General features: G+C 70.7%; 13 protein-coding genes and 1 riboswitch. Of the genes, 7 read left to right on the forward strand and 6 right to left on the reverse strand.

The features are described from left to right. The coding region (locus VGB75_14700) for a TCP-1/cpn60 chaperonin family protein (protein HEY0168288.1) at window positions 1-462 on the reverse strand (462 nt) is incomplete at its 3' end. Window positions 463-724: 262 nt separating this feature from the next. Between VGB75_14700 and VGB75_14705 the strand changes: the two genes are divergently transcribed. Further along, window positions 725-2,794, forward strand: coding sequence for a prolyl oligopeptidase family serine peptidase (locus tag VGB75_14705; GenBank protein ID HEY0168289.1), 2,070 nt, complete (start codon window positions 725-727; stop codon window positions 2,792-2,794). Window positions 2,795-2,942: 148 nt separating this feature from the next. Here VGB75_14705 and VGB75_14710 read toward each other — a convergent pair whose 3' ends face one another. The 4 genes from VGB75_14710 to VGB75_14725 all read right to left on the reverse strand — a co-directional run bounded on the left by VGB75_14710 (window position 2,943) and on the right by VGB75_14725 (window position 5,797). Further along, entirely contained in the window at window positions 2,943-3,149 is a 207-nt protein-coding gene (locus VGB75_14710) for a cold-shock protein (GenBank protein ID HEY0168290.1), read from the reverse strand. Window positions 3,150-3,379: 230 nt separating this feature from the next. Beyond that, window positions 3,380-4,654: a threonine synthase gene (thrC, locus tag VGB75_14715; GenBank protein ID HEY0168291.1), complete on the reverse strand. Its 1,275-nt coding sequence runs from the start codon at window positions 4,652-4,654 to the stop codon at window positions 3,380-3,382. Between the two features lie 14 nt (window positions 4,655-4,668). Further along, window positions 4,669-4,852, reverse strand: a riboswitch (SAM riboswitch). A gap of 3 nt (window positions 4,853-4,855) precedes the next feature. Beyond that, window positions 4,856-5,446, reverse strand: a complete 591-nt coding sequence (locus VGB75_14720) for a LytR C-terminal domain-containing protein (protein HEY0168292.1) — start codon at window positions 5,444-5,446, stop codon at window positions 4,856-4,858. 15 nt (window positions 5,447-5,461) lie between these two features. Continuing rightward, complete coding sequence (locus VGB75_14725) at window positions 5,462-5,797, reverse strand: DUF3263 domain-containing protein (GenBank protein HEY0168293.1); 336 nt, start codon at window positions 5,795-5,797, stop codon at window positions 5,462-5,464. Between the two features lie 241 nt (window positions 5,798-6,038). Here VGB75_14725 and VGB75_14730 point away from each other — a divergent pair, with 241 nt between their 5' ends. The 4 genes from VGB75_14730 (at window position 6,039) to VGB75_14745 (ending at window position 12,491) form a co-directional block, all read left to right on the forward strand. Then, the gene (locus VGB75_14730) at window positions 6,039-6,371 is read left to right on the forward strand and encodes a hypothetical protein (GenBank protein ID HEY0168294.1); all 333 of its coding nucleotides are present in this window, start codon (window positions 6,039-6,041) and stop codon (window positions 6,369-6,371) included. Beyond that, window positions 6,368-7,675: a lipase family protein gene (locus tag VGB75_14735; GenBank protein ID HEY0168295.1), complete on the forward strand. Its 1,308-nt coding sequence runs from the start codon at window positions 6,368-6,370 to the stop codon at window positions 7,673-7,675. Before VGB75_14730 ends, VGB75_14735 begins: the two co-directional genes overlap by 4 nt. A 71-nt stretch (window positions 7,676-7,746) precedes the next feature. Next, on the forward strand, window positions 7,747-9,366 hold the full coding sequence (locus tag VGB75_14740) for a long-chain fatty acid--CoA ligase (GenBank protein HEY0168296.1): 1,620 nt from the start codon (window positions 7,747-7,749) through the stop codon (window positions 9,364-9,366). 251 nt (window positions 9,367-9,617) lie between these two features. Further along, a complete protein-coding gene (locus tag VGB75_14745) occupies window positions 9,618-12,491 on the forward strand; it encodes a fibronectin type III domain-containing protein (protein ID HEY0168297.1) in 2,874 nt (957 codons plus the stop codon). A 127-nt stretch (window positions 12,492-12,618) separates the two neighbouring features. On the opposite strand, the gene VGB75_14750 is transcribed toward VGB75_14745, so the two are convergent. Then, window positions 12,619-12,888: a hypothetical protein gene (locus VGB75_14750; protein ID HEY0168298.1), complete on the reverse strand. Its 270-nt coding sequence runs from the start codon at window positions 12,886-12,888 to the stop codon at window positions 12,619-12,621. A gap of 7 nt (window positions 12,889-12,895) precedes the next feature. Here VGB75_14750 and VGB75_14755 point away from each other — a divergent pair, with 7 nt between their 5' ends. Both VGB75_14755 and mgrA read left to right on the forward strand, forming a co-directional pair. Further along, window positions 12,896-13,243: a DUF4232 domain-containing protein gene (locus tag VGB75_14755; protein HEY0168299.1), complete on the forward strand. Its 348-nt coding sequence runs from the start codon at window positions 12,896-12,898 to the stop codon at window positions 13,241-13,243. A 30-nt stretch (window positions 13,244-13,273) separates the two neighbouring features. Continuing rightward, window positions 13,274-14,299, forward strand: a complete 1,026-nt coding sequence (gene mgrA, locus VGB75_14760; GenBank protein ID HEY0168300.1) for an L-glyceraldehyde 3-phosphate reductase — start codon at window positions 13,274-13,276, stop codon at window positions 14,297-14,299. The last annotated feature ends 49 nt before the right edge of the window (window positions 14,300-14,348 follow it).

Below are 14,348 nucleotides of genomic sequence, written 5' to 3' on the forward strand. Positions count from 1 at the left end.
GGTGTCAGCGGCCGAGATCGAGGCGGTGGCAGCGATCTGCTCCTTGGTCTCGACCGGCTTGGCGACGCTGAGCAGGTGCTCGGTGACCGCGATGACCGCAGCCTCGATGCCCCGCTTGAGGCTCATCGGGTTGGCGCCGGCAGCGACGTTACGCAGACCTTCGCGAACCAGGGCCTGGGCGAGCACGGTGGCGGTGGTGGTGCCGTCGCCGGCGACGTCGTCGGTCTTCTTGGCGACCTCCTTGACCAGCTCGGCGCCGATCTTCTCGTACGGGTCCTCGAGCTCGATCTCCTTGGCGATCGAGACACCGTCGTTGGTGATCGTGGGGGCGCCCCACTTCTTCTCCAGCACGACGTTGCGGCCCTTCGGGCCCAGCGTCACCTTTACTGCGTCGGCAAGGGTGTTCATGCCGCGCTCGAGGCCGCGACGGGCCTCCTCGTTGAACGCGATCAACTTAGCCATGCGTGTCGTCCTTTACTTGTCTTGTGCTGAATCAGCACTGACCAGCCATCGACCGACCTGAGATGCCCGCGACGGCCGGCGCCCGTATCGGAGGGCGCCTCATCACGATCGGCTTAGCACTCACAGTACCCGAGTGCTAAGTCAGGTTTAGCACTCGGACCCCTTGAGTGCAAGGTGCGCCCGCCACCCAGGGCGAGCCGGGGGAACGGCCTGGGCCCAACCCCGCGTGTGAGGCAGGGCGCGGCCCGCTACCGTCTCAGGAATGACCTTTCCCCAGACCCGCACGGTCGACCAGGTCGATGACTTCCACGGCGCCGCCGTGGCCGACCCCTACCGCTGGCTGGAGGACCAGGCCAGCTCGGAGGTCCAGGACTGGGTCCGGACGCAGGCCCAGGCCGCCGAGCAGTACCTGCAGAGCCTGCCCGGACGTCCCGAGCTCGCGGCCCGCCTCGGCGAGCTGTCGACGCTGCCCAGTTCGACCGTGCCGTCGCTGCACGGCGGGAGGTGGTTCCGGCTGACCAACGACGGCAGCCAGCAGCAAGCGGTGCTGCGGGTGTCGGACGAGCCGATGGGGGCGGGCCAGGTGCTGCTGGACCCGAACCCGGCGGCAGCCGATGGCAGCACCTCGCTGGCCGGCGCGGTCGCTGACCGCAGTGGCGCCCTGATCGCCTGGTCCTACCAGGAAGCCGGCAGTGACTGGCGCCGGTGGCGGGTGCGCTCGCTGGACGGCAGCGCGCACGAGGGCTCGGACCTGCCCGACGAGGTCCGGTGGGCCAAGTTCGCCGAGCCGTGCTGGTTGGGTGATTCCAGCGGCTTCGTCTACACCATGTTCCCGCCGACCGACCCGGACGACATCTACTCCTCCGCCGCCGGAGCGCCGCAGCTGATGCTGCACCGGCTGGGCACGGCGCAGGAGCAGGACGAGCTGCTCTACTCCCTGCCCGAGCAGCCCACCACTTCTTTCTGGCCCTGGATCGATGACGAGGGCCACTGGCTGGTGATGGAAGTCGATGACTCCGCGGCTGACACCCGCTCGGTGTGGGTTCGCGACCTCACCGAGCCGGAGGCCCGGATGAGGCGGCTGACCAAGCCGACCCAGGCGGAGTGGGAGTTCGTCACCGCGACGCCGCAAGGCCTGATCCTGCGCACCGACGACGGCGCCCCGCGCGGCCGGCTGGTGCTGCTGGACCCCGATTCCGGGCAGGTGAGCACCCTGGTGGCCGAACGGGACGACCTGCTGCTCACTGCTAGGGCCGGCACGAATGCCCTGGTGCTCAGCTGGCTGGCCGACGCCCGGTCGGTGGTCACGGTGCATGGCCTCGACGGCGCTCAGACCGGCGTCATCGAGCTGCCTGGCCTGGGCAGCGTCAGCGAGCTGGCTGCCAGCACCCGGTCGGACCTGGTGCACCTGGCCTTCTCCTCCTACGAGGCGGCGCCCAAGATCCTGGAGCACGACCTGAGCACCGGCAGCACCTCGGTGGTCTTCGACGCCGCCGCCGGGGCCAAGCCGGTGCAGATCGTCACCGATCAGATCTGGGTCACCAGCCCGGACGGCACGAAGCTGCCGGCCTTCGTCGTGCACCGTGCCGACGTGACGGCGGACATCGGTCCCCATCCCTGCACGCTGTACGGCTACGGCGGCTTCAACGTCAGCCTGACACCGGCCTTCTCACCCGCCATCGCCACCTTCGCCGAAGCCGGCGGGGTCTGGGTGGTGGCGATCCTGCGCGGCGGCGGCGAGTACGGCGCGGACTGGCACGACGCCGGCCGGCTGGCCGACAAGCAGAACGTCTTCGACGACGCCATCGCCACCGCTGAGCACCTGATCGCCACCGGCTGGACGGCGCCGGACCGGCTGGCCGTCAACGGCGGTTCCAACGGCGGGCTGCTGGTGGGGGCGTTGATGACCCAGCGGCCCGAGCTGTTCGCCGCCGCGGCGCCGCAGGTGGGCGTGATGGACATGCTGCGCTACGAGCGGTTCACCATCGGCTGGGCCTGGGCGGTCGACTACGGCATCGCAAGCCGCAGCCGCGCGGAGTTCCAGACGCTGTACGCCTACTCGCCCTACCACCGGTTACGGCCCGACGTGCGCTACCCGCCGACCCTGGTGATGACCGCCGACCATGACGACCGGGTGGTCCCGGCGCACAGCTTCAAGTTCGCCGCCCGGCTGCAGGCAGTGAGCCCGCCGGACGCGGTGGCCTACCTGCGGGTGCAGTACAGCGCCGGGCACGGGCAGGGCAAGTCGCGCTCGACGCTGATCGCCGAGCGCACCGACCTGCTGGCCTTCATCGGCCACCACACCGGCCTGGCCTTCGACCGGCTCGTCTAGCAGGCGAGCCGATCAGCTCACGCCGGCTTGCCTTCGACCGGCTCGTCTAGCAGGCGAGCCGATCAGCTCACGCCGGGGCCACCGTGGCTCGTTGGCAGATCTGGCGACACCGTTGTCGGCGGTCAACGAGCCACGGCGGCGACCTGAATCAGGCAGTGACCACCTGAACGGCGTCGGCCTGCGGACCCTTCGGGCCCTGAGCCACCTCGAACTCCACTCGCTGGCCCTCTTCCAGCGACCGGTAACCGTCGCTCTGGATGGCGCTGTAGTGGACGAAGACGTCCTGGCCGCCGTCTACGGCGATGAAGCCGTAGCCCTTCTCGTTGTTGAACCACTTCACGGTGCCCTGTGCCACGCTGCACTCCCTGCTGGCTGCCGACCGGGTCGCCACACCTCGTGGCGCCGGGGTCTTCGTTCCTCGGTCCCGGCAGCTCAGTGCGCACGGTGGCGGATCACCGCTCCCCGTGGTCCTGCGTTGGCGAAACGCCCGTCACTCGACCAAGCCGGAAATTACCGGCTGGCGTCACACCTCGCCACCGGATCGGCGCATTTGCCGCCCGCCGCCGAGCGCTGTCCCGAGCTGCCTCAGAGCAGGCCGGCGGCGCGCATGGCCTTGAGCGTCGGAGCGATCACCGCGGTGGGGGCCAACCGGCCGGCCACCGCGTCCAGGGTCTTGAGGCCGTCGCCGGTGTTGTAGAGAACCGTCTCCCGGCTCGGGTCGAGCCGGCCGGTCTCGACGAGCTTCTTGCAGACCGCGGTGGTGACCCCACCGGCGGTCTCGGCGAACACCCCGGTGGTCTGGGCCAGCAGTTCGATGCCGGCCCGGATCTCATCGTCGTCGACGTGGGCCATCGCCCCGTCGGTGCTGCGCACCGCGTCCAGGGCATACGGCCCGTCAGCCGGGTTGCCGATGTTGAGCGACTTGGCGATCCCCCGGGGGCGCACCGGCAGCACGGTGTCGCTGCCGGTCTCGAAGGCGTGGGCGATCGGCGAGCAGCCCGAGGACTGCGCGCCGTAGACCCGGTAGTCCGAGGGCTCGACCAACCCGACGCCGGCCAGCTCCTTGAAGGCCTTGTGCACCTTGGTCAGCAGCGAGCCCGACGCCATCGGGGCCACCACCTGCTGGGGCAGCCGCCAGCCGAGCTGTTCGGCCACCTCGTAACCCAGGGTCTTTGACCCCTCGGCGTAGTAGGGCCGGACGTTGACGTTGACGAACGCGGTCTCGGCGAACTCATCGGTCTCGGCCAGCTCGCTGCAGAGCCGGTTGACGTCGTCGTAGGAGCCCTCGACGGCGACCAGGACGCCGCCGTACACCGCTGTCTGGGTGATCTTGGCCGGCTCCAGGTCCGAGGGCACGAAGACGATGGAGTCCATGCCGATCCGGGCCGCGTGGGCGGCGACCGAGTTGGCGAGGTTTCCCGTCGAGGCGCAGGCGATCCGGCGAAAGCCCAGCTCGCGAGCGGCTGTGATGGCCACCGAGACCACCCGGTCCTTGAAGGAGTGGGTGGGGTTGGCCGAGTCGTCCTTGACCCACAGCGGCGCGGTGAAGCCGAGCCGGTCGGCTAGGCGGTCGGCCCGGATCAGCGGCGTCATGCCGGTGCCGGAGTCGACCCTGGTGGCCGGGTCCTGCCCGACCGGCAGCAATCCGGCGTAGCGCCACAGCGAGTGCGGGCCGGCCTCGATGCTCTGCCGAGTGACCGAGCCGAGCCGGTCGGCGCAGTAGCCGACCTCAAGCGGGCCGAAGCACTCGAAACAGGCGTGTTGCGCGCCGAGGGGGTAGTCAGCTCCGCAGTTGCGGCAGATCAGACCGGAAGCCGGCGAGGCCGGTGGCTGGCTGAGGCGGTTGATGGTCGCGGTCATTACGAGGCCCTTTCTCCTCATCTTCCCTGTCAACACGCGAAGACGCGTGGCAGGCCGGAGTTGGCACCTTCCGTACGCACTCCTCGACACGCAGCCGCGCGCCAGTCGAGCTGGTGCGGAGCTGTTCTCAGTGCGCGAGTCGTGCTGGTGGTTGCCGGGGCTTCAACGGGCCGGTCCCTCTGCCCCTCTGGATGAGCGGAACTATGAAGTTGTCTGCCCTTGACTGTAGTCATAGGTCAGCACCACGACGACCGCCCCGGGGCCCAGGCCGTCGAACTTCGGCAGGACCCGCTGGATCACGGGGAACTGGGTGCGCAGCGCCTCGGCCGCGGCCTGCGACCCGGCGGCCGACGGATCGTAGTAAGCAGCGGTGGACAGGATGTCGCCGTCGAAGGCGCCGACCTCGGTGACCGTCCAGCCGCCCTGCGTGAAGCGGTCGCCGGCGCTGCGCGCTAGTTCGGGCCTGCCGGTGTTGTCCAGCACCGTCAACAAGGCGCGGGGTGAGCTGCTGCTGCGGGCCTCATGCGCCGCGGCGCCCTGACCGGCCTGGCCCTGATCGCGGCCGGTCTCATCCGGCGCCGTCGCAGGACCGGCGGCAGCGGCCGGGCCGGCCGCCATGACCGGCGGCGTCGCGAGCGGACGGAGCAGGTCTGCACCGGCATTGCGACCACCGGGATTGACAAGCGCGAGGTAAGCGATGAAGGCCAAGGCCAATCCAGCCAGCACCAGCACTACGCCCAGCAAGCGTTCAGTGGTTCGGCGGGGCGCGGCCGGCACAGCAGCATGGAGCATGATGTGAAGTTTATCTTAAATTTCGATGCCCAGCCGACGCGCGGACCGTTGCCGCTGCCGGCTGGCGCGCAACCGCCTGAGCCGCTTGACCAGCATCGGGTCGGCGGCCAGCGCCTCGGGTGTGTCGATCAGGCTGTTGAGCACCTGGTAATACCGGGTAGCGGACATGTCGAACAGCTCCCGGATCGCCTGCTCCTTGGCGCCGGCGTACTTCCACCATTGGCGTTCAAACGCGAGGATCTCCCGGTCACGGCGGTTCAGGCCACCGGCCTCGCCAGCGTCCAGTCCTTCAGCGGCGGGGTGATCGCCGCTTGCCGCAGCGGCGTCGTGGGCGGCGGGCGCGGGTTCCATGCGGCCTCCGATCATGGCGTGGGCTGGGATGCGCGGACTAATTGCACCGTTGTCATTCGCGTGCCTCATTGAACCATGCCGGTCCGACAAGAACACGCCGAGCGACCGTGTCGAGGGGCCGTCCCAGCGGGACGGGGCTATCCACACCGCCCAGTGGGACAGGCTATCCACAGCGCGGGGCGCGCTCCACAGATCCGCCAGGCCGGCGCAGGTGCGGCGCGGTCGACGGCACTGTCGTCTCATGCATCTCGGTGAGCCGTTCCAGCTGCTGGACCTCGACCGCCTCGACCAGCTCAGCCGCGAGCTGGCCGGCCGCGCCGACGAGCTGGCCGGCCTGCGCGACGCCCTGCGTTCCAGTGCCGCCGGCCTGCGGTGGCACTCCGGCGCGGCCCGGGCCTTTCAAGGCGTCCTGCACGAGCTGCTCGGGCAGCTGGGCCAGTGCGGGTCACGCCTGGCCGAGCTGGCGGCCGCCGTTCGAGCCCACCGCCGGCAGGCCGGCGGTCGAGCCGCCTCGGGGGCCCGCCTTGCCCACTCCGGCCTGGAACTGCTCGAACGAACGGTGCGGCTGCCGTGAGCGGTCCGGTCACCGTCCGGGGCGGCAGTGACTCGATCGCCGCCGACTTCGAGCGCTTGGACGGGTTCGCCACCGCGCTGGACCGGGCCGCTGACCCCCTCCACGACGCGCTGCGGACGCTGGCCCGGTGCCTGGCCGACCCGGCGATGCTGGCTGCCGCGGCTCTGGACCCCGCTGGCGCCGCCGAGGTCCTGGCCCTGGCCGGCGTGGCGATGGCCGCGGCAGCCGGCGTCCTGGCCGGGTGCCGGTCCCTGGCGAGCGGCCTTCGGCTGGCCGCCGGCTCCTACCGGGCGGTTGACGAGCTCGACCGGCGGCTGACGCCGGCGCTCGCGGCGGGCTTGCGGTTGCCGCTGGCGCTGGCGCCGCTGACCGGTCCGGCCGGCCCGGCCGGCCCGTTTGCGGCCGGCCGGGCGCGTGGCGGCCTGCAGGCAGGGCTGAGCGCCGACCCTGAACTGGCTCACGCGGCGGTGCGGCTGCTGACGGCCAGCGTCGCCGGCCTGCCGTCGCCCGGGGCCACCGCCTGGCTGGCGGGCCTGCTGGCCCGCCCTTTCCCGGACGGCGCCGCCGTGGTGACCGCTCAGCCTGACAAGCCCACCGGTGACCGGGGCGGACCGCCTCGCGGCACGGCCGACCTGATCCGCGCCCTGGCGCTGCGCGAGGCCCACAACGACGGCGGCGGCGCGGTCGACGTCCGGATCCTCGACGGCGCGGGCGGGCGCCGGGTGATCCTCGACATCACCGGGACCACGGTGTGGAACCTCGACCCGACGCGCCGCACGGCACACGTCAGCGACCTTGGGACGAACCTGCGGGCGCTGGCCAACCAGTCCTCGGTCTTCGAGCGGGGGGTGCTCCAGGCGCTGCGCCAGGCCGGCGTCACACCGAGCGAGCCGATCATGCTGGTGGGTCACAGCCAGGGCGGCATGATCGCGGCCCGGTTGGCCAGCCGGCTGCAGGCCGGCGCCGAGTTCACGGTGACCCACCTGGTGACCGCCGGCGCACCGGTCGGGCTGGCCCCCGTGCCGCGATCGGTGTCGGTGCTGTCGTTGCACAATCGCGGCGACGTCGTGCCCGAGCTGGACGGCGCGGCCAACCCGCGGCGAGCCGGCTGGATCACCGTGCGGACCGCCCACGGCGATCCCACGGTGCTGGGCAAGCACTCGCTGCAGTCCTATCTGGCCGGAGCCCTGGACCTGGACGGGTGCGCTGACCCGGGGCTGGCGAGCTGGCGCCGCACCGCTGCCGGATATCTCAGCGCCGAGCGGGTCGCCACCCAGGTGTTTCAGATCCGGCGCGCCGAGTGAGTCCCGATCCGCACGCAGCCGAATGCCGGGCAGACGTTGCCTCAAACGCGGCAGTGCAGCAAGATCAGGCGATGCTTGGGTTGATGCAGGACTTTCCACTGACCATCGAGTCCATCCTGCGGCGGGGCGAGCAGGTGTACGGCAGCCGGACGATCACCACGCAGCTGGTGCAGGGCAAGGAGCGGATCACCTTCGCCGACCTGGCCGTCCGCGCCCGGCAGGTCGCCGGGGTCCTCGACCGTCTGGGCGTCTCGGCCGACGGCCGGGTCGGCTCCTTCGGGTGGAACACCGCCAACCACACCGCGCTGTATTTCGGCGTGCCCGGCACCGGCCGGGTGCTGCACACCCTCAACATCCGGCTGTTCCCCGAGCAGCTGGTCTACACCGTCGAGCACGCCGAGGACGAGGTCGTCTTCGTGGACCGGTCGCTGCTGCCGCTGTTCGCCAAATACCTGCCGTCGCTGAGCACCGTGCGGCATGTGGTGGTCTTCGACGACGGCGCCCCCAGCCCGCTGCCCGAGGACCCCCGGGTGGTGCTGTGGGAGGACGTGGTCGGACCCGAGCTGGACTTCAGCGGCATGGTCACCGACGAGCACACCGCCGCGGCGGTCTGCTACACCACCGGCACCACCGGAAATCCCAAGGGCGTCCTGTACTCCCACCGCTCGACCTACCTGCACGCCCTGGCCATCCTGCTGCCCGGCACCTTCGCGCTGCGCGACTCCGACGTCACGCTGCCGGTCGTGCCGATGTTCCACGCGATGGCCTGGGGCCTGCCCTACGCCAGCGTGATGGCCGGCGCCAGCCTGGTGATGCCGGGCCCGGGCATGACCCCGGCGGCGTTGATGGACCTGCTCGAGAGCGAGCGGATCACCCTCACCGCGGGGGGGCCCACGATCTGGATGGGCATGCTGCCGCTGCTGGCCGGCCGCGAGCTGCCCGCGTTGCGCAGCGTGATCTGCGGCGGCTCGGCAGTGCCCAAGGCGCTGTCTGAAGGGTGGCGGGAGGCGATCGGGCTGCCGATCACCCAGGCCTGGGGCATGACCGAGCTCTCGCCCTTGGGCACTGTCTGCTCGCTGCGCGCCGAGCACCTCGACCTGCCGGAGGAGCAGAAGGCCGAGATACGCACCACCGTGGGCGTGCCACCGCCGGGCGTGGAGATGCGCATCGTGGACTCCGAGACCCGCCAGGAGCTGCCGTGGGACGACCAGGCCACCGGCGAGCTGGAGACCCGAGGGCCGTGGATCGCCCGGCAGTACTACCGCACTGACGAGCCCGGCGAGCAGTTCTCCCCCGACGGCTGGCTGCGCACTGGTGACGTCGCGGCGATCTCGGAGTTGGGTTACCTGCGCTTGGTCGACCGGACCAAGGACCTGATCAAGTCCGGCGGTGAGTGGATCTCCTCGGTCGAGTTGGAGAACCAGATCATGGCCCATCCGGCGGTGGCCGAGGCAGCTGTCATCGCCATCCCGCACCCCCGCTGGATGGAGCGACCGCTGGCCTGCGTGGTGCTCAAAGCCGATCACGCGGTGGACAAGGCCGAGCTGCAGGACTTCCTGGCCGCCCGGGTGGACAAGTGGGGCCTGCCCGACGACATCGTGTTCCTCGACGAGATCCCCAAGACCAGCGTCGGCAAGTTCTCCAAGAGGACGCTGCGGGAGCAGTTCGCCGAGCGCCGATTCAGCGACTGACCCCGCGCTGCCGGCTCCGGCCGCTTATCCGGCGATAGGGGTAAAAACCTCGCCGGCTCCAGGGTGTTTGCTTCCAGAGCTCGGTTCACAGTGCCCGAACGCTAACGATGACTGCCTGTCGGACGATGGGTTCAGCTGACGCACCGCACTCACCGATGTGACCAAAGTGACCAAAGTGCCTTGAGCGATGGCTGCTCAGAGCACACCGGGGGTCAAGTCAGCGACCACCAGAGCAGTCAGGACGACCACATATGCACAGCCTCGCTACGTCTCGCACGCACCGGCGGGCCCGCCTGTTCAGGCCGCTCATCGCCGCCGGCGCCATCGCAGGCGCCGTGCTGGCCCTGCTGATCCCGGTCGCCGGGGCAGCCACCGGCGCGAACCCGGTCGGGGTGCTGGACTCGGTGACCGTCCGCCCGTCCGACGGGACGGTCACCATTTCGGGCTGGACCGCCGACCTCGACGACCCGGCCGAGCCGTTGCGGGTGGAGATCTATGACAACGGCTCCTACGCCACGGCGGTGATCGCCCGTGCCTCTCGACCCGACGTCGGCCTCGCGCTGCCCACCGCCGGCCCGAACCACGGCTTCACCGTGAGCTACGCCGGCAAGACCGGAGTGCACGAGGTCTGCGCGCTGGCCCTCAACCACGTCGGCGGCGCCAACACCGAGCTCGGCTGCCGCACCGTCCGGGTCAGCAACGACCCGGTGGGCGTCCTGGAGGTCAGCCCGCAACGGCCGGGCGGCTTCCAGGTCAGCGGCTACGCGATCGACCCGAACGCCCCCACCGCCGCCGTGCTGGTCCGCACCTACCTCGACGGCAAGTACGTCAACGGCCGGCTCGCCAGCGCACCCCGCTCGGGCCTGCCGACCCAGTACGCCAACGCCGGCTCCAACCACGGGTTCTCCTTCCTCGCCACCATGACCGCCGGCACTCATCAGATCTGCGTTTACGCGATGAACATCGGCGCCGGCACGGTCAACCTCCGGCTCGGCTGCCGCACGGTGACGATGATCAACAACCCGGTCGGCGCGCTGGAAGGCAGCATCCAGCAGCCGGGTGGCTTCCTGGTCAGCGGCTACGCGCTGGACCCCGACGTCACCAGCTCGATCTCGGTGCGCCTCTACCTCGACGGCAGGTGGGTCACCAGCGGCCTGGCGTCCGCCGCCCGTCCCGACCTGCTGACCCGCTACCCCGCTTACGGGCAGAACCACGGCTTCTCGATCTTCGTCCCCGTTTCGGCCGGCGCCCACCAGCTCTGCGCCTACGGGATGAACGTCGGGGCCGGCACGGTCAACAGCCGGTTCGGCTGCCGCACGGTGACGATGATCAACAACCCGGTCGGCGCGCTGGAGAGCAGCATCGCCAAGCCGGGCGGCTTCCTGGCCACCGGCTACGCGCTGGACCCCGACGTCACCAGCTCGATCTCGGTGCGCGTCTACGTCGACGGCAAATGGGTCGCCAGCGGCCCGGCCTCCATCCCGCGTCCGGACCTGCTGACCCGCTACCCCAAGCACGGCCAGAATCACGGCTTCTCGATCTTCACCCCCGTTCCGGCCGGCGCTCACCAGCTCTGCGCCTACGGGATGAACGTCGGGGCCGGCACGGTCAACACCCGGTTCGGCTGCCGCACGGTGTCCCGCACGTCTGACCCGGTCGGCTCCGGCGCCAGCATCGCGCGGGTCGGCGTCTCCAACGCCGTCGCGGTCTCGGGCTGGGCCCTGGACCCCGACACCGCCTCGCCGATCAAGGTGCGGGTCACCAGCGACGGAGTGAGCAAGCAGCTGCTGAGCGCCAACCTGGCCTCTGCCGGGTCCACCACGGCCTGGCCCAGCTACGGCGGCTACCACGGCTACTCCGCCAACGTCACCCTCGACGGGTTCGAGCACACGGTGTGCGTCACGGCTGTCAACGTCGGCGCGGGCAAGGACGTCGCCCAGGGCTGCAAGCTGATCAGCACCTCGGGCGCCACCGCCCCGGCCGCTCCCACCGGGCTGAGCGCGGCGCCCGGCAGCAAGATGGCCAGCCTCAGCTGGATCGCCTCCCGCTCGGTCGCCTCCCCGGTGACCAGCTACCAGATCACCGTCACGCCGGGCGGACGCGTGGTCACCGTCCCGGGAACGGCGGTCTCCACAGCGATCACCGGCCTGACCAACGGCGTCGTGCACACCTTCTCGGTGCGGGCGGTCAACGCCCTGGGACGCAGCTCGGTGGCAGAGGTCAAGGCCACCCCGACCGCCATCGCCCCGCAGGTCACCCCGGCTCCGATCTCGACCAGCCACTACGTGCGCAACCTGACCGGCAACGTCACCACCGACACCGCCCTGATGCGCCAGATGGGCGCCGGTGACGCCAGCCGCAACCCGTCCGGGCACAGCTACCTGGTGCTCCTGCAGATCGGCGGCCAGGACGAGTACCGCGGCGGCACGCTGCTGTCGGCGACCTCGCGCTACGTCAGCTACCCCGCCGTGGTGACCGCGATGAAGGCCTACCTGGACGGCTACGCCACCACCCAACGGCCCTCCGCTCCGCTGACCCTGGCGATCGGCACGAACAACGACATCGACGTCAGCTACTCGGCCGGCGTGTCCTGGGCGCGCGCCATCGTCAACCCGGTGGCCGCCTACGCCGCCAGCCGGCACCCCGGCGTGGTCATCGCCGGCGCCAACGACATCGAACCCGGCTTCTCGGCGACGGTGAGCGAGAGCCGCGCCTGGGTCTCTGGCTACCTGGCTTCCACCGCTTCCAAGTACGTCTTCAACGGCTCGGCCGACGGCTGCTCCACCTACACCACGGGTGGCCGGTGCAACAACGGCTGGACGCAGGCTGACATGCAGTGGGTCAGCGGCGGCGCGGCGCCGACCCGGACCATCAGCCTGCCGCAGATCTACAACTACGCGATGCCGCTGCAGTGGAAGAACATCTCGCTCACCGGCACAGCGGCCGGCAAGCCCCGGATCTACTTCGGCGGCCCGCTCACCGAGGTCACCGCCTGCGACCAGGCCGGAACCTGTGACAGCATCGGCAACGTCGACGCCTGGAACCGGCTGTGGAGCGCGATCTCGTCCACGACTGCCACCAGGCAGTCCCAGATGCCGCACGGCACCGACCTCCGCATCAACTAGGAGCCCTCACCATCACCGCATCCACCGGCACGGCAGCTCACCGCTGGAGCACCCGGCGGCTGACGCTGGCGCTGTTGACCACGCTGGCGCTGGCGACCGCCTGCTCATCGGCGTCCACGGCTGCCGATCAACCGGCTGCCTCGACGGCGCCACCGGCCAGCGCCTCGTCCATGCCGGCGTCGACGTCGGCGGCGGTGTCGGCGTCGGCGGCGGTGTCGGCGTCGGCGGCGGCGCCGGCTAGTTCGGCCAGCTGGAGCGCGACAGCGACAGCCAGCCCTGTCCGGCCCACCGCCGCGCCCTCCTCGGTGACGCAGGCGCCGAGCAGCCCTTCCCGGGCGCCTGCCAGCTCATCGGCGGCCGGTCCGGTCGACGGGCCGAACGGCTGCCCGAGCGCCACGCTGGCGGTGGCGGCGCTGCGAGCATCCGGGGCGGCCGGGCACCAGTACGCGTTCCTGCAGTTCACCAACAACTCCGCCAAGACCTGCTCGCTCACCGGATACCCCGGCGTTCAGCTGATCAGGGCGGGCGCCACCCTGGGCAAGCCCGCGGTCCGCAGCGGCAAACCGATCAGCAGGGTGCGACTGGCGCCTGGGAAGTCAGCCACCGCGCGGCTGGTCGGCGCCTCGACCTGCGAGGCCGAGAAGTCCGACTCGGTGCAGATCTTCCCGCCGAACCGCACCGAGAGGTTCCTCGCGCGGCTGTCCTTGCGCGGCTGCCCGCTCACCATCGACCCGGTCACCGCCGCCAGCTGAGTTCGGCCGGCCAGGCGCCATGCTGGAGGCATGACCTATCTCGCAGCCGATGACCGTTACGAGCGCATGACCTACCGCCGGGCCGGCCGCAGCGGCATCAAGCTGCCGCTGATCTCGCTCGGCCTCTGGCACAACTTCGGCGAGGACCGCCCGTTGGACGGCCAGCGGGCGATCCTGCGCCGCGCCTTCGACCTGGGCGTCACCCACTTCGACCTGGCCAACAACTACGGCCCGCCCTTCGGCTCGGCCGAGTCGAACTTCGGCAGGATCTACCAGCAGGACTTCCGCCCGTACCGCGACGAGCTGTTCCTGTCCACCAAGGCCGGCTGGGACATGTGGCCCGGCCCGTACGGCGACCTGGGCTCGCGCAAGTACCTGCTGGCCAGCCTCGACCAGTCCCTGTCCCGGATGGGCGTCGACTACGTCGATGTCTTCTACCACCACCGCAACGACCCTGAGACCCCGCTGGAGGAGACGATGGGGGCGCTGGACCAGGCGGTCCGCTCCGGCAAGGCGCTCTACGCCGGCATCTCCTCCTACTCCCCGCAGCGCACCGAAGAGGCCGCTCGGATACTGCGCGAGATGGGCACCCCGCTGTTTCTCCATCAGCCGTCCTACTCCCTGCTCAACCGCTGGATCGAGGACGGCCTGCTCGAGACCACGGCGGCCGTGGGAGCCGGCGTCATCGTGTTCTCACCGCTGGCGCAAGGGATGCTGACCGACAAGTACCTCGACGGGGTGCCGGCCGACTCCCGGATGGCGGCGAACACCTCGCTGCCCGCGGAGCTGCTCACCGAGCAGAACCTGCAGCGCATCCGGGCCCTGAACCAGATCGCCTCGCGGCGCGGTCAGTCACTGGCACAGCTGGCGCTGGCCTGGGCCGCCCGGGATGAGCGGGTCAGCTCGGTGCTGATCGGCGCCTCATCGGTGCGCCAGCTCGAGCAGAACATCGCCGCCCTGGAGCACCAGTCCTTCACCGCCGAAGAGCTCGCGGAGATCGACCAGCACGCCGTCGAGGGCGACATCGACCTGTGGCGGTCAGTGGCGACCAGCTGACCCGCAGGCTGGTTCGCGTTTCCCCCGTACGCCTCGGGTCATTGACCAA

The sequence above is a fragment of the Jatrophihabitans sp. genome, from assembly GCA_036399055.1.
In the GTDB taxonomy this organism is placed as follows: Bacteria; Actinomycetota; Actinomycetes; order Mycobacteriales; family Jatrophihabitantaceae; genus Jatrophihabitans_A.